Origin of the sequence: Methylobacterium sp. J-090 (assembly GCF_022829345.1) — a bacterium.
Lineage (GTDB): Bacteria > Pseudomonadota > Alphaproteobacteria > Rhizobiales > Beijerinckiaceae > Methylobacterium.
Map to the genome: position 1 here is coordinate 129109 of NZ_JAKSXV010000082.1, position 24420 is coordinate 153528.

The following is a 24420-nucleotide window of genomic DNA, read 5'->3' on the forward strand; positions in this document are numbered from 1 at the left end:
CCGCCAGGACGGCGATCAAACCCCGATCAAGCGGCGACCCGATCCCAACCCATTGATCCTGCTGAATTCGCCTGACCGCTTCCGATCGAAAACTAAAAACCGATCAAGTCCCGGCCTCAACGCTCTGGCAATGACCACGTCCGTCGACGCGAGCGCAGCAATTGGCTGCAACGGATTGGATCGGCGACTCGCTGAGTGGGCGTAGCCGGCTTGCCGCTTTAATGCTGTTAGATCTCACGTTCGTTGTCATCGAAAAGGTTCCGCAGGCGCTCGGTTTTGGGATCTGCGGAGCTAGTATTATTAAGGCATACGATTTTATTCAGAATTCCGAAATTTAATATCTTAGTCTGCTAAAAATATCAGCAGTTGATGTTGCGCTTACTGCTAAGTCGAACGGTACTGGGGATACCGTTGAAAGAAATCGGCGGCATCGTAGAGATTTGTTCCTAGTTGCACTTTATCCCCAACCCAAACAGGCCAACCCTGAAAATCGAAGTTTGAGCGGTTTAAGCGCCACGCTTCGATCATCCCTGCAACCCTCTGTTGGTTTTGTTCGAACTCGTTAGGGTGACCCGGCTCTCGGAGCGCTGGGGCATCGAATGGGATGCGGTACGCCTTATGCAGGAGGTATGGCTCGAAGCCGGCCATGTCGCCTATCCACGAGAACCCTCCTTCGAAGAAATATCTCGATATGCCTGTTCCATCGAGGAGATTTCGTTCGAAAAAGCTGCTGTCCACGCTTGCTAGAAAGTTCCGGAGCGCGATACCGGTGATGCCAAAAAAAGTATTAGTCGATATATACCCAATTGGTGAGTAACGTGTTGGAAACAATCTCTTGAGATAGGCAACTACTTCTGTATTAGGGCCGGCCGCTGGCATAGGCAAAGCGGGAAACGCTCCGTATTGCATTGGATCGCAATTCGTTTCGATCTCGTTCCGCCGAGACCAAAAATCGCGCTCAATGACCCATCGTAGAAGCTCCGCTTCCTCATATTTCTTATGGCTGGCTCCCTTTGTGTGGCCGAACCAATAGTAGTCGTGTTTAGCCCGCGTCGCACGCAATGTTCGTAAAACTGCCTGAAAACCCGCAACATCTGAATTGACAGTGAGCCTCTGGGGAACCTCGCAAACAACAATGTCGAGTTCAGACTGCGCCAGCATTATCCGCCACCGCTCGCATGACCCTGTATTGATCCCAACATAGACCGTGCAGTCGGCGAAATTACGACTAAGCATATCTAAGTAATATTCACCGATCGCCAGGCCAACATCAGTGTCTGGCACATACGACGACAACAAGACGGCATGACGCGTATTAGATGGTGATTGCGAATATTTAGTCCGTATCTGATTTTTCTCGTGGTCGGATTGAATAGCTAAGGAGTATGGCCCCACTTGGGAGGCATCCCCTCGGACAATTTGCTCTTGTGTAACAGGTATGCCGGCCGATTTTTTTGCTGCCTTTAGGGCGATGCATAGACGAGTGAGGTCTATTTCGCGCTCGGTTCGCGGCCCGTCCGCTTCCGGGGAGCAGAGAACCGTGATTTGCTGGCCTCGTAGCGCGGTGATGGACACCTGCACCTGGTTCGCCGGGTTCAGACAGACCACGGCGGTTCCTGCCGGGCTAAATATGGCGTTGTGGAGCCCTGACCCATCTTCGCCGGCAATCACTCGTGCCTGCGAGAAGAGTGCAATCTGATCGCTCCATGGTAGCTCTTCTGGGCTCACGACAGTGAAACCCAAATCTTTAACAAGTTCGAGCACCTGTTCTTCATTTGAAATTGACCGCACGTAGCTAGTGCTTACGCCGCGAAACTTCCTACGAGTCACGTAAATTAATTGAGGTGATTTCGTTCGTGTCTCCATTGCAGAAATCACTTTAGGATGACTGAGTAGCCAATCCACAAACTCATTCATTATCGAATGGAAAAAGTGATCGTTATGGGGAACCGAAGGAATCACCGCAGTTTCGAGGAGCAAGTTTTCTCTATCGAGATCGAAGTTGACTGATGTCGAAATTCCAAAGTATTCACGTATAATCTCGACGGCAAATCGAGGTGTACCGTTCGGTATGATGAAATTGGCCGCTCTATTCACGCCATAGATTTCAATAGCGATCCAAAGCCTCGGGAGTATGTCGAGCAGCCAATGTCCATAAATCTGGTAGGCGTTAGAGACGAAGGCAACCGAGAGGCCTTCCACCTTTCTCACAGGAAGGTCAGCATTGAGCTGTGGCTGCTGCCCACGGTCCACGTCGTGGCGAACGTACGATGGGATTAGGTCAGGTTCATCGACCAGTCTGCCATCCAGGTAAGCGAAGGCGAGCCCTCGCACCTCGCAGTTGCGCAGAAGGTAGACGCCGACGGAACTGATCGTGGGAGTCATCCCCGCGAACCCCCCGAACATTCCCTCTTGATCGGGTCCGCCGGCAAACCGACGCAAATCTGCAGGCCTCGTCGGGGCTGCTGCCCTCAGCCCCACCTTGACGGCGCGACGTTCGTCAGACGGCTGTTCGCTCCAGCGTACCGCCTCGATCGCGGGGATCGCACCGTAACGGTCGGGCTTCGTCATCACTCTGGACCGCTCGTGCTGAGATCGGATGCGGCGCGAACCTAGCGGCCTGGTCTCGATTTGAAAACGGGGCAGCTGCGCGATCGCCGGCCCCCCCCTCCGCTCCGCTCATTCTTGAGCGCGACCCGAAACCTTCAGACCCACCACCACGGAGTCGATCATGACCACGTCCCCCGACGCGGACGCCTTCGCGCGCCTGCGAGCGGCCGTCTCTGCACGCCTGAAGGCCACCGCTGGGCCCGTTTTGGGTCCCCACGCTTGGTTCAACCGCTTCCCCGGTCTGCCTATCCACTAGAAGCGGCAGGCCGATATCAATGAAGCTTTTAGAAATTTTACCTTTAAATTCTTTTCTTCTAATCAAATTTAACGGTTCAATTAGGCGCTCGAAAGTCAACCTGAGACAGATACGCTCGTCGCCCCCCCCAACCCAGCCAGATCCGTCACCCCGATCAGCCGGATCATCTGATCCACCGACATGGTGAAGCGCGTGTCGGCCGCAACGTTGTGCACGACATAGGCGTCGCTGGCATAGACGACAGCCGCAGTACCGTTCGCAGTCACACCGTTCCCCGAGGCCGTGGCGGCGGCGAGGTCGAGGGCTTCCTGGAGGGAGCCCGGGGTTCCCACGGCGATCGTCAGGGGACCTGCCGCGCCGGTGCCCGTGAGGGCGAGGCGATCCTGGCCGAGGGTGAAATCCGTGATCGTCACGGTGGCGGTCGCTGCGGCGCTCACGTCCGTACGCAGGGTGATCGTGTCGGCGCCGGCGCCCGTGGTGATCGTGAAGCTTCCCGCCGCGAGGGCGCCGGGGGTGGCGGCCGTGAGGGTGAGGCTGTCGTTGCCGCCGCCGCCGTACACGGCGAAGGCGTTGGCCGGGCTGGCGCTCTCCACGGTCACGGTCACGGTGTCGTCGCCCCCGGTGGCGTAGATCGTCACCGTGCCGGAGCCCACGAACGCGATGCTGTCGTTGCCGCCGGCCGGATCGGCGGCGGCGGTGTCGCCGTAGATCACCGTGGTGCCGGTGTTGTGCACCCGGATCACGTCGCCGTCCTCACCGCCGAACAGGGACGCCACGGTCCGGGTCTGGCCGGCGTCGTACGCGAGGGTGTCGGTGCCGGCGCCGCCATAGACCGCCGCCACGGTGGTGGCGTCGAGGTCCGTGCCCGTGCCGACGGTGACGGAATCGTTGCCGCCGTTGCCGTAGATCGTGACCCGGCCGCCGCCCGCGAAATGGATCGCGTCGGCCGCGTCCGTGGGGTCGGCCGCGCCCTGACCGCCGAAGATGGCGGTGGCGGCGTCCGCGCCGGTGTTGAACACCCGGATCGTGTCGGAGCCCTCGCCACCGTAGATCGCCATCTTGGCGTCGAGGTTGCGCGTGTCGGTGAGACGCAGGGCATCGTCGTCGCGGCCGCCGAACACCGAGACGTAGCTCTGCGCATCGAAGGCGGCCGTGCCCTGCTGCAGGCTGTCGGCCCCGGCATTGCCGAAGACGCCCCACGAGCCCTTGCCGCCGAAGACGATCGTGTCGGCCCCGTCGTTGGCGTCGGCGAAACCGAGGCCGCCGAAGATGATGTGCGTGCCGGGCGCCTGAGCCGGATCGACCACGTCGGTGATCCGCGCGGCACCCGCGCCCCCGAGGATGAGGGCGTTCGCCTTCGTGCCGCTCAGGGACACGCCGTCGCCGCCGACGAGGAAGTCGCCGTCGGCGAACGTCACGCCGGGCAGACCGCCCGAATTCAGGCTCGCACCGGTGACGGTGACGGCCTGGGTCCCGAAGGCCAGGGTGACGGAACCATTGGCCTCCGTGGCACTGACGAAGGTCCCCGGGCTCACCGTCAGGGCGACGGATTCGGCCTTGGCCACGGTGACGGGAGCCGAGCCGTCGAAGGTCCGCGCGGCCGTGCCGTAGAGGGCACGGATGCCCTCGATGTCCGAGGCCAGGAGGTCCGTCACCGCGCGGTTGACGTACGCGTTCATCACCGAAGGCGTCGCGTCGTAATGGCCGAGCCCGATGGCGTGTCCGATCTCGTGCACGGCCACGACGAAGAAGTTCGCGTTGCCCTGGCTGACGATGCCGCCACTGCCGGCGTGCCAGCCCTCGTCGCTGTCGAAGCGGATCGCGGCCGAGAGCATCTGGCCGCCACGGTAGCTGTAGGTCGCGTCGCCGAGGATCTTCGACAGCCCGTCGATGGCGGCAAAACCGATGTCGATGGTGGCGCTCGCGACGGACGCGACCTGGGTGAACTGGATGTTGGCGTAGCGCGACCAGTCGGCGAAGGCCTGGGTCAGGGTCGACACGAAGGCGGTGGGCACCGTGGCATCCACCGCCCATGTCACCGTCCCGCCCGCCGTTCCCAGGGTGGGGGAGCCGAATTTCGGCCCTTCGAGAACATAGTTCGCCATGCCGTCCCGTTCCCGCCTCAGGCCACTGCCCGCGCGGGGCGTGACCGCGTATCGGACCATCGCGCGATCACTTCCGGCACGGTGGCGGCCGGGCCGGGCTTGGCGATGAGGTAGCCTTGGCCCTCGTCGCACCCTTCAGCCTGGAGGCGATCGAACTGCGTCTGCGTTTCGATGCCCTCGCCGGTCGTGCGCATGCCGAGACTCGCGCCGAGCCCGATCACTGCCCGGACAATGAGGCCGGAATCGGATGCCGGGGTGATGTCGCGCACGAACGACTGGTCGATCTTGATCTTGTCGAAGGGGAAACTCCGCAGGTAGCTCAGGGACGAGTAGCCGGTGCCGAAATCGTCCATGGCGATGCGGACCCCGAGGCGCCGCAGGGCGTGCAGGGTCGCCAGGGTGGCGACGTTGTCCTTGAGCAGGACCGATTCGGTGATCTCCAGTTCGAGGCGCGCGGGGGGAAGCCGGCTCGCCGCCAGGGCCTCGCGCACGGAGGCGACGACGATCTCGTCGCGGAACTGCACCGCCGAGACGTTGACCGCGACCTTGATGCCATCGGGCCAGCGCATGGCCTCCTCGCAGGCGGTCTTCAGGCACCAGGTGCCGAGCGGCACGATGAGGCCGATCTCTTCCGCGATGGTGATGAATTCGCCGGGCGGCACCAGGCCGCGCGTCGGGTGCTGCCAGCGCACCAGCGCCTCGAACCCGCCGATGCGCCGGGCCCGGAAGTCGTAGATCGGCTGGTAGTGCAGCTGGAATTCGCCGTTGGCCAGGGCCTCGCGCAGGTCGAGCTCGAGGGCACGCCGGGCCTGGAGCCGGATGTCCATGTCGATCTCGAAGAAGCGCCACGTGCCCCGGCCATCGGCCTTGGCACGGTAAAGGGCAACGTCGGCGTTCTTGAGGAGCTTGTCGCAACTGGTGCCGTCGCCCGGCGCGAAGCAGATGCCGATGCTCACGCCGACGCTGACGAGATGGCCGTCGAGGTTGTAGGGCGTGCTGATGACCTCGACGATGCGTCGGGCCAGCACCGCCGCATCGTCCGGCCGATGGATGTCCGTGAGGATGATGGCGAATTCGTCGCCGCCGAGGCGCGCCACCGTATCGACCTCGCGCACGCAGGCGCCGAGGCGCTCGGCGACGGCGCGCAGGAGGGCGTCGCCGACGGGATGCCCCAGGGTGTCGTTGACCTCCTTGAACCGGTCGAGATCGAGGCAGAGCACGGAGAACCGGCTGCCGCGTCCGAGATGGGCCAGGGCTTCGTTGATGCGCTCGACGAAGACGGTTCGGTTCGGCAGGCCGGTGAGCACGTCGTGGCGGGCCATGAAGGCGATGCGCGCCTCCGCCTGCCGCCGTTCGGTCACGTCCTCGTAGGTCGCCACCATCCCGCCGCCGGCCACGGCCTTGTGGGAGATGGCGATGATACGGCCGTTCTTGAGGTGCTTCAGGTCCCGTCCCTTGATCGTCCCGTCCGGTCCGGTCAAGGCGACCTCACGGCCCAGCGCCGCAATGCCCCCGAGCCCCACGAGCTTCGCCTGCGTGAGGCCCAGGATCTGGGAGTCCGGCGGCAGATCGAAGATCTCGAAATAGCGGCGGTTGACCACCGTGAGCCGACCCTCGGCGTCGAACAGGCATAGGCCCTGGGACATGTTGTCCAGGGCCGTGTCGAGGCGCAGGTTGGTCGAGACGAGGCGGGCCTCCTGATCCTTCAGCAGGGTGATGTCGCTGCACACGGCCATGAACCCGCCGTCCAGGGTTCGGCTCCGGCCGATCCGCAGCCAGCGGCCGTCGCTCAGGCGGTGCTCGTCGTGCCTGTCGGCGGGGCGCAGGAGGGCGTGGGCGAGATTGGTCGGGTCCGACGCGGCCGCGGCGAGCTGCGCCACGGTGGTGCCGGGCGGGATCGAGCCCGCGTCCACACCGAGATAGGATTCCGCCTGGCCGTTGGTGAGGGCGACGTGTCCGTCCGCATTCACCACCACGATGCCCTCCTGAGAGGTCTCGAGGGCGTCGGCGAGGTGGGCTTCGGCGGTGACGCGCTGGGCGACCTCCTGCTCCATCGCGCTGCGGATGTTGTTGCGCATCACCTCCATGGAGGCGAGGAGGCGGCCGACCTCGTCGGCGCTGCCGGCCGGGATATCGCCGCTGAGATCACCTGCCGCGATGCGCGATGCCACCTGCGAGGCGTCGGCCAGGGGGCGGATGATGCGGCGGCCGAGGGCGTAGGCCACCGTGCCGGACAGCAGGATGGCGATCAGGGTACCGATGAGGTTGAGCATCGTCTCGCGGGCGACGACGGCGCGGGCCTCCTGCCGGTAGGTGAAGCCGTCGCCGGCGGTGTAGTTGATGAGAAGGTCGAAGTTCTCCTCGGCCGCCACGGCGTGCCGGTCGAGGGCGGCCCAGGCCGCTTCCTGTCCCGGTCCGTCCGAGAGCTTGAGGCGCGCTCCGAGCCATTCCTCGACCTCGCCGGCCACGGCCACGGCCGCTCGGCTCGCCCGGACCGACTGTGCCCGGTCGACGGCGATCTCGAGGCTTTCCTTGTAGGATTGCCGGAGGGCGGCGATCCGCTGGTTGAGGGCGCTGCGCATGGCCGCGTCGGCTGTCGTCCAGCGCCGGGCGTCGGCGGCACGCATGCCGGCGAAGTCGGCGGCGGCGGCACGCGCGTAATTGATCGACATCAGGGAATTGTCGAACGTCCGGCTCACGAGTTCGTCGGCGCGCCGGATGCTGGTCGCGGCGGACAGGCCGAGGGTCGCCGTGATGGTGCTGGTGACGAGGAACGCGATGGTGATGCGGCCGCGGATGGTGCCGAGCATCCGCTGGATGCCGTGGAGGGCGGCACGCGGGTATGGGACGCGGTGGTGAGAGGGGAGGCTCTCAGGGGGGATCATCGACAGGTTCCCGTCGCCAAAATCTCAGGTCTTGGCATGGAGACGCAAGCCTTGGCAGCGACAGGTTAAGGTGATCTTGCAGTCCTGCGCGGTCCGGCCGTTGGGATAGCGTTTCGGAATGCCTCGGGAAGCTCTGATCCCCGCCGGTTCCTGCCTCGAACGGCACGGCGTAGCCGGGAACCTCGCGGGAGATGTTTAACCGGGCCTTCACCCCGCGGGCCGCATCGTGTCGTTCGAACTGCGATACCCCGGCTCGAGACCCCGACGCTGCGGTGCGCCGACGGTGGGCCGAGCTGACAGATTGGAGGGTTCATGCACGCTCTGCTTCGTGTGGCAGCGATAACGGCCCTCGCGGCCACGGGCGCCACGGCCATCACGGTCTCGGCCATCGGCGCGCGCGTCTACGACGTGTCCCAGAAGGGGCGTGCGTTCCAGCCGGCCGCCCTGGTGATCAAGCGGGGCGAGACCGTGCAGGTGCTCAACGACGACGCCGACCTCCTGCACCATGCCTATGTCGATGCGCCGGACTTCACGTTCGATTCCGGGGATCAGGAACCCGGCGAGAAGGCCAGGATCGTGTTTCCCGTGGTCGGAACCTTCGCGGTCCTGTGCGGCATCCACCCGAAGATGAAGCTCACCGTGCGTGTCGAGGAGCGCTGAGGCCGCCGTCATGGCCCTGGCGAAGTGTCCCTTCGGCCCCGCGGCGAAGCGTTCGTTGCAGCGGATGGTCTTCAAAGAGCCATCGAGCCGTACAAGGCGGCGTGGGCGCCGTAGTAGAGGCCGATGAAGCAGGCGAGTGCCGTGGCGTAGCCCATCGGCATCATCACGAGGGTGCGCAGGCGCTGGGGGACGGCCACGTCGTCGGCGGCGATGGCCACCATGGCGACGATGATCGGAGCATGCCCGATGGCGTCGATCTTACCGAACTCGAAGATCGCCGAGACGAAGGCCGCGGCCAGCAGGATCGCGGCGATGCGGCGGACGAGGGGCGTGCAGACCAGGGCGAAGGCCAGTACGAACTCCACCGCCCCGGCGGCCTTCATGAAGTACTCGCCGTCGAAGCCCAGGGTCATGGCCGGGTGCTCGACGAAGAGCGGGAAGCTCCACTGGGGATAGGCCCACTTCTCGACGGAGGCCCACATCAGGGTGATGGCGGCGGCATAGCGCACCACGTCAAGGGGGCGCAGGCCGAACAGGTCGCGCTGGAACGCCGTCAGCACGAGGTAGGCGGCGAGGCCGAGGAAGATCGGATAATCGGCGAGGTGGAAGGCGCCGTACTGGCTCGCCGCGATGGCGAACAGGGCGACGATGCCGGCCGCCGAGAACGGCAGGGTGGCGCGCCACAGGAAGCCGACCGCGATGGCGAGCTGCAGCCAGGGCAGAGCCGGGTTCGTCGTGGTGAGTTCGGGCGTCAGGATGATGCCGCCGACCGACCATAGGGCGACGAAGAACCCGCCGCACACGGCGCGGAACATGAGCTCGGTGTTCGTCCGCGCCCACCCCGTCACCCGGTCGAGGGACCGCGTCATGGCCGCCCCGAGCACGGTGCCTTCGAAGAGACCGCCGACCACGAGGGCGAGGATCGAGAGGGCGGCGAGTTTCTCGAAATCGGCGCACAGCACGGTCTCGAGGCCGCGCGGCGCTCCGACCACGTCGTAGGCGCAGAACCACTTCACGTGCGCCTGCGCCGAACCGACCCCTGCGAAGCTCAGGCAAGCCGCAGCCGTCCAGGAGGCCGGGCGCGGCAGCCGTGCACTCGCGATACGCATGGCGATAGCCCCTTGCGAAAGGATTTGGCTGAGGATCTGGGAAGATTTCGGTGGGGTGCTCTGGCCACACCCTCAACACGACCGAATTTACTCAGTTTCGCGTTGACGCGGAAGGATCTTGTTAACAAACATGACTCGTTGGTTAACGCCGCCCACCGTATTCGACGCGAAACCGGCGAAGGTTTCGAGGGTGTGCGGAAACCATTCGTGAAGGGGACCGATGGAACGGGGCCGGGGTTACAGGGTTCGGTAACCGGGTCTGTTCCAGCGTATCGGTGTCGTCACCGCCGGAGACCCCACCGATGATCGCCGTTCTGAGTGCCGCGAGCCTGTTCGCCGGGGGAGCCCTGTCCTACGCCTCCACCCGGGTAACCGAGCGAACGGAGCATTACGAGCTGTGGAGCGGCCGCCTTCTGCTGACCGGCCTCGTCCTGATCGGATCGAGCCTTCCACTCATGCGCTGACGCTCCGGCTGCGCCAGCACGGGGCCTCTGTCCGACGAACGGGGTGACGAGCCGGCGCGACGAGGCAGCACGCGGGACGTGAGCCGACGATCAGTGCAGCGTGGCGGCGTCCACCGTCGGGGACGGTCCCGAGCTGGTCAGGGTCTTGAGGAAGGCGATCAGGTCCGCCTTCTCGGAGGACGTCAGGTTGAGGGGCCGGACATCCGTCGCACGGCTCGGACGGTCGATGCCGCCACGGTCGTAGAGGTCGATGACCGCCTCCAGGGTCGCCAGGGAGCCGTCGTGCATGTAGGGCGCCCGGATGGCGACGTCCCGCAGGGTCGGCGTCTTGAAGGCGTAGCGCAGCATCCGCGAGGTTGGGAAGAACGCCCCGCGGCCGATATCCTCAGCCTGGCCGACGCCGATGTCGTGGAAGGACGCGTCGGTGAAGGCGGCCCCGCCATGGCATTCGGCGCAGCGGGCCTTGCCCGTGAACAGGCGGAACCCGTCCTGGGCGCGTGCCGAGATCGCCCGCACGTCCCCGGCGATCCAGCTGTCGAAGGCCGAAGGGCCGGGCCGGATCGTGCGCTGGTAGGTGGCCAGGGCTTGCTCGATGTTGGCTCGGGTGATCGCTCCGTCCGCGAACGCGGCGGCGAAGGCGGTGACGTAACCGGCATCGCTCCGCAGGCGCTGGATCAGGACACTCTCGGGCAGATTCATCACCGCCGGCGAGGTGATCGGCGTGAACGTCACGTGCTCCAAGGAGCGGAACTTGCCGTCCCAGCCGAGGATCGGTGCCATCGCCACGTGCAGCAGGGTCGGTGTGCGGAACTTCATCGGCATTCCGACCTCGCCGATCCCGCGCGGCCGGTTCTCGCTCCAGCCCTTGGACGGATCATGGCACGAGGCGCAGGACATCGATCGGGTGCCCGACAGCTCCGGATCGAAGAACAGACGCTGGCCGAGGGCGGCCTTTTCGACGCTGTAGGGGTTGGCGGCCGGAAACACCGTCTCGTCCGGTGTCTGAAACGCCGCGCGCATGTCTCCGAGATCCGAGACGGCCTGTGCCGGTCCGGGGATCGTACCCATCGCAAAGCTCGCCGCGTAAGCGACCAACCCGGCGACCGCGCAGGCGCCGCCGATCTTCCACCGCATCGTAGTCTCCCGAGACACGGGAAGGCTACCGCTCAGGAATGAACGATTCGTCACCCGGGTCGATCACAAGTCGCACGCTTCCAACCTTGCAACGACCCGGGAAGACGCACGGCCTCCGCGGCGTCGCCGGTTCAGTCGAGGCCGAGCATCAGACCGATGTTCTGCGCCGCCGCGCCGGATGCGCCTTTTCCGAGGTTGTCCAAGCGCGCGACCAGGACGGCCTGCCCGTAGGCGTCGGAGCCGAACACCCGCAATTCGAGGCCGTCGGTGTCGTTGAGATCTTCCGGCTCGAGGCGCTCGGGGTGCGGGCCGGGGATCACGCGGACGAGCTCGGCGTCCGCATAGTAAGCCTGCAAGGCCGCCTCGAGGGACGCCGGCTTCGGCTTGCCCGGGAGCGTATCGAGGTGGAGCGGGATACTCACCAGCATGCCCTGGCGGAAGTTGCCCACGGACGGAATGAAGATCGGCCGCCGCGTCAGGCCACCATAGACCTGCGTTTCGGGCAGGTGCTTGTGGGCGAAGGCGAGGCCGTAGAGCTGGAACGGCGCGCCCTCCCCCGCCTCGTAGGTCTCGATCATGCCCTTGCCGCCGCCGCTGTAGCCGCTCACCGCGTTGATGCTGATGGGGGAATCGGCCGGGATCAGGCCGGCCTCGACCAGGGGGCGAATCAACGCGATGGCGCCCGTGGGATAGCAGCCGGGGTTCGCCACCCGGCGCGACTCTCGGATCGCCTGCGGCTGGCCGGGTGTCAGCTCGGCAAACCCGTAGGCCCAGGCCGGATCGACCCGGTGGGCGGTGCTGGCGTCGAGGATGTGCGGGCCGCCGCCGGGCATGGCATCGGCCAGCGCCACGGTCTCGCGCGCCGCGTCGTCCGGCAGGCACAGGACCACGAGGTCCACGGACTCCATCAGGGCACGCTTGACGGCGATGTCCTTGCGGCTCTCGTGCGGGATGCTCCTGAGGGCGACGCGGCCGTCGCGCTCCAGGCGCTCGCGGATGCCGAGACCGGTGGTGCCCGCCTCGCCGTCGATGAAGACCGTGGGCCTGTGCCCCGCACCGTGCTCGCTCATTGCCGTGATGTTCCTGCCGCTGGTCCGTCCGGGCCGTCGCCCCGCGTGATGCGACGCGCCGGCCCCCTTGTCGAGGCGATGCTATCGCCGGGCCAAAGGACGGTTTCATGACAGATGGGGATGCGCGACCCGCACGGAACGCGGGGCTGCCCCGTCCGGTTGTCCGGGCGAACAATCCGGGATGCAGCCATGTCCGCCACCGCGAAGAAGACCGATCCGGCCCTGTGGGAGAAGGTCAAGAAGGACGTCACCGAATCCGACAAGGGCGGCAAGCCCGGGCAATGGTCGGCGCGCAAGGCGCAGGCCGCGACGAAGGCGTACAAGGAGGCCGGCGGCGGTTACGCGGGCAAGAAGTCAGCCGGCAATCACCTCACCGAATGGACCGAGGAGAAGTGGGACACGAAGTCGGGTGAGAAGAGCGGCGAAACCGGTGAGCGCTATCTGCCGAAGGCCGCCCGCGAAAAGCTCTCCGACGCGGAGTACGACCGCTCGACGCGGAAGAAACGTGCCGATTCCGCCAAGGGTCGCCAGCATTCGAAGCAGCCCGCCGACGTGGCGAAGAAGACCGCCGCGGCCCGCGAGGGGCAGGGTCGGACCAAGGCCGATCTGTTGAGAGCCGCGCGCGAAAAGAACATTTCCGGCCGTTCGAAGATGTCGAAGGACCAACTCGCGCAAGCCCTGCACGCCTGACCGGCGATTGCCGTTCCGGGGCGCTGCGCCTAGACCACGCGCCGACTCATTGCCCAAGCCCGAAGGACCGAAGCTTGTCGCGACCGGTGCGCTGCCGCCTCGATCCCGTCCATCAGATCGTGGCCGACGCCCCCTCCGGGGGCTGGCGCGCCGTCGGCTCCGATCCCTACTTTCGTATCCTGCCGCCGGAAGGCCGGCGCCGGCATCGCGGCGGCTGGGTCCGCATCCGGACCGACCTGGCGCCGCTGGGGCCGACCAAGCTCGTGCCGCTGCTCTACATCGACGACGGCAAGGGATTTCGCGAGGCCCTGACGATTCCCCTCGAACGCGGCGAGGCCGGGATCGACAATCTCGTGCACCTGCCGCGCCGGGTGCGCGGTTTACGCCTCGACCCCCTGAGCGGCGCCGGAGGGTTTACCCTTGGCGACGTCACCCTTCATCATCTCGGGTTCCCTGCCGCCTGCGTGGAGATCGCCCGGCGCCTCGTGGCGCGTCTGCCTCCGGACGAACGTTCCCTCCCCCGTCTCACAGCCCGCCTCGCGGGACTGATCCGGCGCCGCTCGCCTCTCGCCCTGTGGCGCGACTTCCTCGACGCCGCGAAGCCGCGCCCGGTGCCGGCCTCCTACGCCGCCTGGATCGAGGCCGTGGAGGCGCCCGACCGCCTGTCCGTGCCCGCCATGCGGGCGGACATCGCCGGGTTCGGGTTCACTCCGCGCATCTCCATCGTGATGCCGGTCTACGACACGCCCAAGGTCTGGCTCGAAGCCGCCATCGCCTCCGTGCGGGCGCAGGCCTACGAGAACTGGGAGCTGTGCCTCTGCGACGACAACTCGCCGAGCCCGCATATCTGGCCGATGCTCCGGGCGTTCGCCGCCGCCGAGCCCCGGATCAAACTCCACCGGCGCCAGCTCAACGGGCGCATCTCGGCGGCCTCCAACGATGCCATGGCGTTGGCGACGGGCGAATACATGACGCTCATGGACCACGACGACGCGATCCCCGACAACGCCCTCTACGAGTTCGTCCGGGTCCTCAACGACGATCCGAGCGTCGACTTCCTCTACTCCGACGAGGACAAGGTCTCCGTCGAAGGCGTGCGCTACGATCCGTTCTTCAAGCCGGACTGGTCGCCCGAGGCCCTGGAGGCGTGCATGTACACGGCTCACCTCGCCCTCTACTGCATGGACATCGTCGCGCGCATCGGCGGGTTTCGCGACGAATGCAACGGCGCTCAGGATTACGACTTCGCGCTCCGCTACACCGAGCACGTCCGCAATGTCCGCCACGTGCCGAAGGTGCTCTACCACTGGCGCGCCATCCCGGGCTCCACCGCTCAGACGATGGACAACAAGGACTACGTCATCGCGGCCGCCGTGCGCGGTCTCGAAGACCGGGCGCGCCGCACCGGCGTGCTCGATCACGTCCGCCCCTCCCCCTATGCCGGCTGCTTCTTCCTGCGCCGAAGGATCGCCGGCGCGCCGCGGGTCTCCATCGTGATCCCGAGCGCCGGGCGCGACAGCGTGGTCGGTGGCCGCACCGTCGATCTCCTGGTCGAATGCCTCGCCAGCATCCGGGCGAAGAGCACCTATCGCGACCTCGAGATCGTCGTTGTCGACAACGGCGACCTGCGCCCCGCCACCCTCGACGCCCTGGACCGCTACGACGCGCGGCGGATCACCTACGGGGAGCCCGGCTTCAACGTCGCCGCCAAGATGAACCTCGGGGCCGGCGCCACCACCGGCGAGATATTGGTCTTTCTCAACGACGACATCGCGGTGATCACCCCCGACTGGATCGAGGCGATGCTGGCACTGCTCCAGATCGACGGCGTCGGGGCGGTGGGCCCGAAGCTGCTGTTCGAGACCGGCGAGATCCAGCACGCGGGCGTCTCCATCGTCGATGCCACGCCCGACCATGTCCGGCGCGGCTATCCGGGCGACGATCCGGGACACTTCTTCTCCACGGTGGGCAACCGCAATTACCTCGCTGTGACGGGGGCCTGCCTGATGGTGCGCCGTGCGGATTTCTCGGCGCTCGGGGGGTTCGATGCGGATTACGCCGTCAATTACAACGACGTCGATCTGTGCCTGCGCCTGTGGGAGCGAGGCCAGCGCATCGTCTACTGCGCCCAGGCCGAACTCTATCACTACGAAAGCCGCAACCGCGCCCGTATCGTCGATCCGGCCGAGCACGAGAGGTTCCGGGCGCGGTGGGCTGCGAGGATCCCGTACGATCCGTTCTACAGCCCGTGGTTCGAGGCCCTGCCGCCGACCTTCGAACTCGATCCGGCACGGTTCTGAACGCACCGGGCCTTCGCCGTCCGCGAAGGCTCGGTGCCGGACTCCCGAATTGCGAACCAGTCTAATTCGCGGTTCTGTCCCCGGCCGGCGACGCGTGGAGCGCGTCCCGCCACCGGAATCGCGGCATGCAGGCAGTCCAGACCTTGGGAGGAGACGCGACGGTCTGGGTGACCGGCGCCCTGCTCGTGGTCTGCATGGGCCTGTGGGCGAGCGGCCTCGTGGCCGAGATCGTCACCGCCCTGCTGTTCTTCGCCATGGCGATGCTGTTTCGCCTCGCACCCCCGAACGTGGTGTTCTCGGGCTTCGCGTCCTCAGCGTTCTGGCTCGTGCTCGGCGGCATGGTGGTTGGCCTCGCCATGACACGGACCGGCCTCGGAGATCGCCTGGCGCGAAGCCTCTCGGGGCACTTGTCGGGGTCCTACACTGGTTTCATCGCCGGCCTCGTGGCGCTGGCTTTCGGCATCGCCTTCGTGATGCCGTCGAATCTCGGGCGCGTCGCCCTGCTGGTGCCGGTGGTGCTCGCCCTCTGCGACACCTACGGCCTCGGCCCCGGGCGGCCCGGCCGCCACGGTGCCGTCCTGGCCGTCGGCGTCGCGACCCCGATCCTGTCGGCCGCGATCCTGCCGGCCAACGTGCCCAACCTCGTCATGGCCGGCACGGCCGAGGCCCAGTACGGCCTGCACCTCGCCTACCTGCCCTACCTCCTCCTGCACACCCCGGTCCTCGCCCTGGTGAAGGGAGCGATCCTCGTGGCCTGCGTCGTCCGGCTGTTTCCCGACCGGCTCACGGCCGTGGACGACGGCACCCTCGCCGTCGCGCCGTTGACACCGGAGGCGCGGCGCTTGGCCGTCATCCTCGTCGCCACCCTCGGCTTCTGGATCACCGATAGTCTCCACCACATCGCGCCGGCCTGGATCGGACTCACGGCGGCGGTGATCTGCCTGATGCCGCGGATCGGCGTCCTGCCGGCCGACGCGTTCGGGGCCGTCAACGTGCGCACCTGCTTCTACGTCGCGGCTCTGCTCGGTCTCGTCGCCACGGTGAACGCCACCGGCCTCGGAGCCAGCCTCGGCCATGCGCTCCTGGCCCTCGCGCCCCTGGCGCCGGATGCGCCGGCCTACAATTTCGGCATTCTCACCGGCATCGCGTCAATCCTCGCCCTCGTCGTCACCGCCAACGGCGCGCCGGCCCTCTATACGGCGCTCGCCGGCGAGATGTCCCGGGTCAGCGGCCTCGATCTTGCCAGCGTGGTGATGGTGCAGGTGGTCGGCTACTCGACCCTGTTCCTGCCCTATCAGGCGCCCCCCATCGTCATGGCGATGGATCTCGGGCGGGTGCCGCTGGTGCAGGCGACGAAGCTCACCCTGGTGCTCGGTGTGGCGTCGCTGCTCATCGTCGCACCGCTGGATTACCTCTGGTGGCGCGTCCTCGGGAGGTTGCCGTGACGGCTCCGCGCCCGACTTACGATCCGAGAAAACTGTCGCCACTCCCGTCCCTCCGCGACAGGTTGCGGATTGGCGCCCGGCCACGGGCAGATTAGAGACGATCCAATTTCTTTTTGCACTGCAGCGTCAGCATGGCGTGCAACCACCATCGAGGACTGCGAAACACGATGGCTCCCACCGCCCGACCCACGGTCACAGCGCCGCTCTCGCCCCACCTCCAGATCTACCGCTGGACCTGGACCATGGCGATGTCGGTGTTCCACCGCATCACTGGTACGGCCCTCTACGGCGGCACCGCCCTCGTGGCGATCTGGCTCGTCACCCTGGCCTCCGGCCCGGCGGCCTATGCCTGGGTGGCGTGGTTCTTCGGCTCGATCTTGGGCAAGCTGGTGCTGTTCGCCTACACCTGGATCCTGATGCACCACATGCTCGGGGGCTTACGCCACTTCGTTTGGGATGTCGGCCAGGGCTTCGACCGCGAGCGCCGCATGAACCTCGCGCGCGGCACCCTCATCGCCTCCGTGATCGTCACCGTGGCGATCTGGGCCGTCGCCCTTCTCGTGCGCTGAGGAAGAAGCCCATGGCCGAGACCGCAAAGACTTCCCTTCGCACCGCCCGATCCCGCGTGAAGGGGCTCGGTGCCTCCGGGCATGGGGCCGGACACTGGTGGCAGCAGCGCGTCACTGCCGCCGCCAACGTGCCGCTGATGATCGGCTTCATCGTCATCATCGCGATGATGGCCGGCCGGCCCTACCCCGAGGCCGCCGCCCTAGTGTCGCACCCGCTGGCGGCCCTCATTCTCATCGGCGGCGTGATCTCGGTGACCCTGCACATGCGCATCGGCATGCAGGTCGTCATCGAGGATTACGTCCACGACAAGGGCCTGAAGTTCGCCGCCCTGTTCGCCAACACCACCTACGCCGTCGCCGTCGCGGTGGCCTGCCTCTACGCGATCCTGCGCGTGAGCCTCGCCCGCCTCGTCTGACCGCATCCGAGAACCGAAGGGACTTTCCCATGGCCAGCAACGGATCGAACGGCGCCCCCGCCTACATGATCAACGACCACACCTTCGATGTGGTGATCGTCGGCGCCGGCGGTGCCGGGCTTCGCGCCACGGTGGGCTGCTCTCAGGCCGGCCTGCGCACCGCCTGCATCTCGAAGGTGTTCCCCACCCGCTCGCACACCGTGGCGGCGCAGGGTGGCATCTCGGCCTCCCTCGGCAACATGGGGCCGGACGACTGGCGCTGGCACATGTACGACACCGTGAAGGGCTCGGACTGGCTCGGCGACCAGGACGCCATCGAGTACCTCGTGCGCAACGCCCCCGCGGCGGTCTATGAGCTCGAGCACTGGGGTGTGCCGTTCTCGCGCACGGAAGAGGGCAAGATCTATCAGCGGCCGTTCGGCGGCATGACCACCGATTACGGCAAGGGCACCGCCCAGCGCACCTGTGCGGCGGCCGACCGCACCGGCCACGCCATGCTGCACACGCTCTATGGGCAGGCGGTGAAGAACAACACCAACTTCTTCATCGAGTACTTCGCCCTCGACCTGATCATGGACGAGGACGGCCGCTGCCTCGGCGTGATTGCCATCGACCAGGCCACCGGCGAGATCCACCGCTTCCGCGCCCAGCAGACGATCCTCGCCACCGGCGGTTACGGCCGCTCGTACTTCTCGGCAACCTCCGCCCATACCTGCACGGGCGACGGCAACGCCATGGTCCTGCGCGCCGGCCTGCCGCTGCAGGACATGGAGTTCGTGCAGTTCCACCCCACCGGCATCTACGGTGCGGGCTGCCTCATCACCGAGGGCGCGCGCGGTGAAGGCGGCTACCTGACGAACTCCGAGGGCGAGCGCTTCATGGAGCGCTACGCGCCCTCGGCCAAGGATTTGGCGTCGCGCGACGTGGTCTCGCGCTCGATGACCATGGAGATCCGGGCCGGGCGCGGTGTCGGCAAGACGAGCGACCACATCTACCTGCACCTCGACCACCTCGACCCGGCGATCCTGCACCAGCGTCTTCCCGGTATCTCGGAGTCCGCGAAGATCTTCGCCGGCGTCGACGTCACCAAGGAGCCGATCCCGGTGCTGCCGACGGTGCATTACAACATGGGCGGCATCCCGACGAACTATCACGGCGAGGTGCTGACCCTGAAGAACGGCAATCCCGACACCGTGGTGCCGGGCCTGATGGCGCTCGGCGAAGCGGCCTGCGTCTCGGTGCACGGCGCCAACCGTCTCGGTTCGAACTCGCTCATCGACCTCGTGGTGTTCGGCCGCGCGGCCGGCCTGCGCTGCGCCGAGATCGTCGAGCCGGGCCGCCGCCAGATGGACCTGCCGAAGGACTCGGCCGACAAGGCGCTCGGCCGTCTCGACCGGTTCCGCTACGCCGACGGCGGCACGCCGACGTCTGAGCTGCGCGCCGAGATGCAGAAGACCATGCAGAACAACTGTGCGGTCTTCCGCACCGGCGAGGTGCTGGAGGAGGGCAAGACCCTCATCCACAAGGTCGCCTCGGGGCTCGCCGACATCCACGTCACCGACCGCTCCCTCATCTGGAACACCGATCTCCTTGAGACCCTGGAGTTCGACAACCTCATCGGCCAAGCCGTCGTTACCATGGAATCGGCGGCCAACCGCAAGGAAAGCCGCGGGGCGCATGCCCGCGAGGACTTCCCCGATCGCGACGACAAGGAATGGATGAAGCACACGCTGGCCTGGATGGACGACAAATCCAAGCAGGTCACCATCGATTACCGCCCGGTGCACACCTACACCATGTCGAACGAGATCCAATATATCGAGCCGAAGGCGCGGGTGTATTGAGGATCTGAACCGGGAGGACTCGCCATGGGCGAACTGATGATCAGGAACGTCGATGACGAGACTGTCCAGCAGCTCTCGTCCTTGGCGAAGCGTCACGGCCGGTCCCTTGAGCACGAAGTGTTGACCCTGATTCAGGAAGGGCTCGCCGCACGGGCGCCGGGCGAGCAGGAGGATCGCGTGGCGCGTGTGAAGCGGATCGCCGCCATGGCTCCGAAGTCCGTCGCTCAGACCGACAGCGTCGTTCTGATCCGAGAGGATCGTGACAGGTGAAGTTCGTGATCGACACGTCGGTGGCGGTGAAGTGGTTCCTTCCTGAACCGGGGCACGACACCGCCGTGGCGCTGCTGGCGACGGAGGCCGTCTTCCGGGCGCCCGATCTGATCTTCACTGAGTTCGCGAGCGCGATGCAGAAGAAGCTTCGCCTCGGCGAAGCGGATTGGCAACTCGCGGCGGAGAGTTGCCGGTCGCTACCCGACCTCTTCGAATTGATCGTGCCGTCGCTCGTTCTCTTTCGTAGGGCTTTGCAAATCGCCGTGGCCATGAGCCATCCCGTTCAGGACTGCATGTTCCTGGCCTGTGCCGAACAGGCGGGGTCTTGCCTCGTGACGGCCGACCTGAAGCTCATCCAGAAGGCGGCCGAGCGCGGCTTCGGGCATCTGGTGCTCGAACTGGACGCTGCCGTCGCTCACTCCTCTACAGACACGCACAGGGACGCCTGATGGCTGAATTCGCCCTCCCCAAGAACTCCAAGCTCACCGAGGGCAAGACCTGGCCCCGGCCGGTCGGCGCCAACAACCTTCAGGAATTCCGGATCTACCGCTGGAATCCCGACGACGGGAAGAACCCTCGCGTCGACGTCTATCAGGTCGATCGCGACGATTGTGGACCGATGGTCCTCGACGCGCTCCTGTGGATCAAGAGCAAGGTCGATTCGACCCTGGTGTTCCGCCGCTCCTGCCGTGAGGGCATCTGCGGCTCCTGCGCCATGAACATCGAGGGCCAGAACGCGCTCGCCTGCACCATGGGCATCGACGAGTGTCAGGAGCACGCCAAGGGCAAGAAGACCGGCGCCGTGCGGATCTACCCGCTGCCGCACATGCCGGTGCTGAAGGATCTGGTGCCGGATCTGACGAACTTCTTCGCCCAGCACGCCTCCATCGAGCCTTGGCTCCAGACCGAGACCCCGGCTCCCGAAGGCGAGTGGAAGCAGACCCCCGAGGACCGGGCCCAGCTCGACGGACTCTACGAGTGCATCCTGTGCGCCTGCTGCACCACCTCGTGCCCGAGCTACTGGTGGAACGGCGATCGCTTCCTCGGTCCCGCCGCCCTGCTCCAGGCCTATCGCTGGCTCATCGACAGCCGTGACGAGAACACCGGCGAGCGCCTCGACGCCCTGCACGATCCATTCCGGCTCTACCGCTGCCACACGATCATGAACTGCGCCAACGCCTGCCCGAAGAGCCTGAATCCGGCGAAAGCCATCGCCGAGATCAAGAAGATGATGGTCGCCCGCGAGGTCTGAGGGCTTTCGACGGAGCCGTGAAAAAGGGCGCACGGTGTGAACCGCGCGCCCTTTCTCATTTGGGGTTCGAAGGGCGAGCCCTTCGCGGGTCCAGGGTGGAGCCCTGGGTTCTTTGTCGGGGTCTGCCCGCACCCACTGAGCGGATGATCCCTTCGGGAGCCCGGGACCGGAGTCAGATCACTCGGCCGCTGCCGGGTGATGCGCTGCTGCGGACGGCTTCGTCTCGGGCTGGATGCCCTCCGTGGCGTCCTTGCGCCGGAACAGGCGCATCACCACGACGAAGAACACCGGCACGAACAGCACGGCGAGAAGGGTCGCCGAGATCATGCCGCCCATCACGCCCGTGCCGATGGCCTGCTGGCTCTTCGAGGCCGCGCCCGTGGCGATGGCGAGCGGCACCACGCCGAGGATGAAGGCCAGCGAGGTCATCACGATGGGGCGGAAGCGCAGGGTCGACGCCTCGATGGTGGCGTCGACGAGGCTCTTGCCCGGCTTCCACAGGTCCTTGGCGAATTCCACGATGAGGATCGCGTTCTTGGCCGACAGACCGATGATCGTGATGAGGCCGATCTTGAAGTAGACGTCGTTGGGCAGGCCCCTGAGATAGACCGCCGCCACGGATCCGATGATGCCGAGCGGAATCACGAGGAGCACCGAGAGGGGGATCGTCCAGCTCTCGTAGAGGGCGGCCAGACACAGGAACACGATGAGGACGGACAGGGCGAGGAGTAGGCTCGCCTGGCTGCCCGCCAGCTTCTCCTGGAGCGACTGCCCGGTCCAGGTGTAGCCGAAGCCCTTGGGCAACTGCTGCATCAGCCGCTCCATCTCGGCGATGGCGTCGCCCGAGGTGTAGCCCGGGTTCGGCTCGCCGGTGATGCGCACGGACTGGTAGCCGTTGAAGCCGACGATCTGGCTCGGCCCCATGCCCCATTTCAGGTCGGCGAAGGAGGACATCGGCACCATCGCCCCTTGCGCATTCTTCACGGCGTAGCTCAGCAGGTCGGTGGCCTGCATGCGCTGGAGCTGCTCCGCCTGCACGTAGACGCGCTGCATCTTGCCCTGGTTCGGGAAGTCGTTGGTGTAGACCGAACCGAGGTTGACCTGGATGGTGGCGTTGATGTCCTCGAACTTCACCCCGAGGGCGGCGGCCTTCTCGCGGTCGATGATGAGCTCCGCCTGAGGCGCCGGGGGCAGGCCCTCAATCTTCACCTTCTGGAGGATGGGGCTCTTGCGAGCGAGGGACAGGAGCTGGGCCTCGGCCGCCGTGAGGGCCGAGTATCCCCGCTGTGCGCGGTCCTGGAGGCGGAACGAGAAGCCCGCGGCGTTACCGAGGTTGTCCACCGGCGGCGGCTCCTGGGCGTCGACGATGGCGTCGCGGTACCCGGCGAGGGCCGTGTTGGTCCCCGCCACGAGGGCGGCGGCGGAGCTCGACGCGTCGCGCTCGCTCCAGGGCTTGAGCGTGACGAAGGCCTGGCTGAGGTTCGCCCCCTGCCCGGAGAACGAGAAGCCGTTGAGCATCGTCACCGTGGCGACGCCCGGCTGAGCCATGAGGTGCTCCTCGACCTTGCGTACGGCGGCCTGTGTCCGGTTGAACGAGGCGCCCGGGGGCGTCTGGATGTCGACGGTGAAGAAGCCCTGGTCCTCGATGGGCAGGAAGCCCTCGGGCAAGCGCATGAAGGCGTAGGCCACGCCCAGCACCAGGACGAGGTAGACCACCATCACCCGGCCGGACGCCTTGATGAACCAGGCGACCCCGCGCCCGTAGCGGGCGGTCTCGCGGTCGACGATGCGGTTGAACCAGCCGAAGAACCCACCCTTGGCGTGGCCGTGGCCCTTCTGCACGGGCTTCAGCAGGGTCGCGCACAGGGCTGGGGTCAGGGACAGGGCGAGCAGGGCCGAGAAGCCGATGGACGTCACCATGGCGATGGAGAACTGCCGGTAGATGATGCCGACGGACCCGGGGAAGAACGCCATGGGGATGAACACGGCCACGAGCACCAGAGTGATGCCGATGATGGCGCCGGTAATCTGCTCCATGGCCTTGGCGGTGGCTTCCTTCGGGGGAAGCCCTTCCTCGTTCATGATGCGCTCGACGTTCTCCACCACTACGATGGCGTCGTCGACGAGGATGCCGATGGCCAGCACCATGCCGAACATGGTGAGTACGTTGATGGAGAACCCGGCGAGCAGCATCACCGTCACCGTCCCCATGATGGCGATGGGCACCACGATGGTCGGGATGAGCGTGTAGCGGATGTTCTGCAGGAACAGGAACATCACGATGAACACCAGGATCACCGCCTCGACGAGGGTGTGCAGCACCTTCTCGATGGAGGCCTTCACGGCGGGCGTGATGTCGTAGGGGATGTCCCACTTCAGGCCCGGCGGAAAGAACTGCGACAACTCCTCCATCTTGGCGCGGATCGCCTGGGCGGTCTCGAGGGCGTTGCCGTCGGGGGCCAGGGTCACGGAGATGCCGGCGGCCTCACCGCCGTTCAGGCGCGTCGAGAACTGGTAGGCGTCGCCGCCGAGTTCGATGCGCGACACGTCGCGCAGGCGCACGTTCGAGCCGTCGGAATTCGCCCGCAGGACGATGGCGCCGAAATCCTCGACGGTGTTGAGCTGGCCCTTGACGATGATCGGCGCAAACACGGCGTTCTTGACCGGACTCGGCTGCGCACCGACGGCACCGGAGGCGATCTGGATGTTCTGATTGCGGATGGCGTCCGTGACGTCCTCGGGGCTCAGCGACAGGCCGCGGAGCTTGTCCGGGTCGACCCAGACGCGCAGGGACCGCTCCGTCGAGTAGAGCGTCGCGCGGCCCACCCCCGGCACGCGCCGGATCTCGTTGATGACGTTGCGGATGAGGAAGTCGCCGAGCCCGATCTCGTCCATCTTCCCGTCCGTGGAGACGAGGGTGATGATGTTGAGGGTCGCGGCCGAGGCTTCCTCCACGAGGATGCCCTGCTGGCGCACTTCCGCCGGCAGGCGCGCCTCGACGCGTTTCAGGCGGTTCTGCACCTCGACGGAGGCCAACGCCGGGTCGGTCCCCGGCTGGAACGTCGCCGTGATGTTGATCGAGCCGAACGAATCGGTCGTCGACTCGAAGCTCATGATGTTGGCGGCCCCGTTGAGCTCGTCCTCGATGAGCCGCGTGGTGCCGGTGTAGAGGCTCTCCACCGACGCGCCGGGGAAGGCCGTCGAGAGGGCGATGGAGGGGGGCGCGATCACCGGATACTGCGCGACGGGCAGCATCGGGATCGAGAGTACGCCGCCCAGGATGATGAACAGGGCGACGACCCAGGCGAAGACCGGTCTTTCGATGAAGAAACGCGCCATGG

General features: G+C 66.2%; 18 protein-coding genes. 11 read left to right on the plus strand and 7 right to left on the minus strand.

Annotated elements, in window-relative coordinates:
- Positions 1-384: 384 nt before the first annotated feature.
- The 3 genes from MKK49_RS13830 to MKK49_RS13840 form a co-directional block, all read right to left on the minus strand.
- Positions 385-2571: a glycosyltransferase family 61 protein gene (locus tag MKK49_RS13830; RefSeq protein ID WP_244029310.1), complete on the minus strand. Its 2187-nt coding sequence runs from the start codon at positions 2569-2571 to the stop codon at positions 385-387.
- Between the two features lie 390 nt (positions 2572-2961).
- Complete coding sequence (locus MKK49_RS13835) at positions 2962-4971, minus strand: matrixin family metalloprotease (RefSeq protein ID WP_244029313.1); 2010 nt, start codon at positions 4969-4971, stop codon at positions 2962-2964.
- 17 nt (positions 4972-4988) lie between these two features.
- On the minus strand, positions 4989-7856 hold the full coding sequence (locus tag MKK49_RS13840; RefSeq protein ID WP_244029315.1) for an EAL domain-containing protein: 2868 nt from the start codon (positions 7854-7856) through the stop codon (positions 4989-4991).
- A gap of 312 nt (positions 7857-8168) precedes the next feature.
- Here MKK49_RS13840 and MKK49_RS13845 point away from each other — a divergent pair, with 312 nt between their 5' ends.
- Positions 8169-8516, plus strand: a complete 348-nt coding sequence (locus tag MKK49_RS13845; protein ID WP_244029317.1) for a hypothetical protein — start codon at positions 8169-8171, stop codon at positions 8514-8516.
- A gap of 71 nt (positions 8517-8587) precedes the next feature.
- Here MKK49_RS13845 and MKK49_RS13850 read toward each other — a convergent pair whose 3' ends face one another.
- Positions 8588-9625: a hypothetical protein gene (locus tag MKK49_RS13850; protein WP_244029319.1), complete on the minus strand. Its 1038-nt coding sequence runs from the start codon at positions 9623-9625 to the stop codon at positions 8588-8590.
- Positions 9626-9927: 302 nt separating this feature from the next.
- On the opposite strand from MKK49_RS13850, the gene MKK49_RS13855 reads away from it, so the two are divergent.
- Complete coding sequence (locus MKK49_RS13855) at positions 9928-10089, plus strand: hypothetical protein (protein ID WP_244029321.1); 162 nt, start codon at positions 9928-9930, stop codon at positions 10087-10089.
- Positions 10090-10179: 90 nt separating this feature from the next.
- Here MKK49_RS13855 and MKK49_RS13860 read toward each other — a convergent pair whose 3' ends face one another.
- On the minus strand, positions 10180-11223 hold the full coding sequence (locus MKK49_RS13860; protein WP_244029323.1) for a cytochrome-c peroxidase: 1044 nt from the start codon (positions 11221-11223) through the stop codon (positions 10180-10182).
- Between the two features lie 131 nt (positions 11224-11354).
- Positions 11355-12293, minus strand: coding sequence for an N-acetyl-gamma-glutamyl-phosphate reductase (argC, locus tag MKK49_RS13865; protein WP_244029325.1), 939 nt, complete (start codon positions 12291-12293; stop codon positions 11355-11357).
- Between the two features lie 189 nt (positions 12294-12482).
- On the opposite strand from argC, the gene MKK49_RS13870 reads away from it, so the two are divergent.
- The 9 genes from MKK49_RS13870 (at position 12483) to MKK49_RS13910 (ending at position 21079) form a co-directional block, all read left to right on the plus strand.
- Positions 12483-12983, plus strand: coding sequence for a hypothetical protein (locus MKK49_RS13870; protein WP_244029327.1), 501 nt, complete (start codon positions 12483-12485; stop codon positions 12981-12983).
- A gap of 74 nt (positions 12984-13057) precedes the next feature.
- Positions 13058-15283 (plus strand): glycosyltransferase family 2 protein, encoded by a 2226-nt coding sequence (locus tag MKK49_RS13875; protein ID WP_244029329.1) that lies wholly within the window; start codon positions 13058-13060, stop codon positions 15281-15283.
- A 125-nt stretch (positions 15284-15408) separates the two neighbouring features.
- Positions 15409-16728 carry an SLC13 family permease gene (locus MKK49_RS13880; protein WP_244029331.1) on the plus strand — a complete coding sequence of 440 codons (1320 nt, stop codon included), beginning with the start codon at positions 15409-15411 and terminating at the stop codon, positions 16726-16728.
- 167 nt (positions 16729-16895) lie between these two features.
- Positions 16896-17297, plus strand: coding sequence for a succinate dehydrogenase, cytochrome b556 subunit (sdhC, locus tag MKK49_RS13885; protein WP_244029333.1), 402 nt, complete (start codon positions 16896-16898; stop codon positions 17295-17297).
- Positions 17298-17308: 11 nt separating this feature from the next.
- Positions 17309-17713, plus strand: coding sequence for a succinate dehydrogenase, hydrophobic membrane anchor protein (sdhD, locus tag MKK49_RS13890; protein ID WP_244029335.1), 405 nt, complete (start codon positions 17309-17311; stop codon positions 17711-17713).
- A 29-nt stretch (positions 17714-17742) separates the two neighbouring features.
- Positions 17743-19557: a succinate dehydrogenase flavoprotein subunit gene (sdhA, locus tag MKK49_RS13895; RefSeq protein WP_244029336.1), complete on the plus strand. Its 1815-nt coding sequence runs from the start codon at positions 17743-17745 to the stop codon at positions 19555-19557.
- A 24-nt stretch (positions 19558-19581) separates the two neighbouring features.
- Entirely contained in the window at positions 19582-19827 is a 246-nt protein-coding gene (locus tag MKK49_RS13900; protein WP_244029339.1) for a FitA-like ribbon-helix-helix domain-containing protein, read from the plus strand.
- Positions 19824-20276 (plus strand): type II toxin-antitoxin system VapC family toxin, encoded by a 453-nt coding sequence (locus tag MKK49_RS13905; RefSeq protein WP_244029341.1) that lies wholly within the window; start codon positions 19824-19826, stop codon positions 20274-20276. The genes MKK49_RS13900 and MKK49_RS13905 overlap by 4 nt, the downstream gene beginning before the upstream one ends.
- Positions 20276-21079 (plus strand): succinate dehydrogenase iron-sulfur subunit, encoded by an 804-nt coding sequence (locus tag MKK49_RS13910; protein WP_244029343.1) that lies wholly within the window; start codon positions 20276-20278, stop codon positions 21077-21079. Before MKK49_RS13905 ends, MKK49_RS13910 begins: the two co-directional genes overlap by 1 nt.
- A gap of 177 nt (positions 21080-21256) precedes the next feature.
- Here the strand turns inward: MKK49_RS13910 and MKK49_RS13915 are convergent, their stop codons facing one another.
- Positions 21257-24418, minus strand: coding sequence for a multidrug efflux RND transporter permease subunit (locus tag MKK49_RS13915; protein ID WP_244029345.1), 3162 nt, complete (start codon positions 24416-24418; stop codon positions 21257-21259).
- Positions 24419-24420 lie beyond the last annotated feature (2 nt).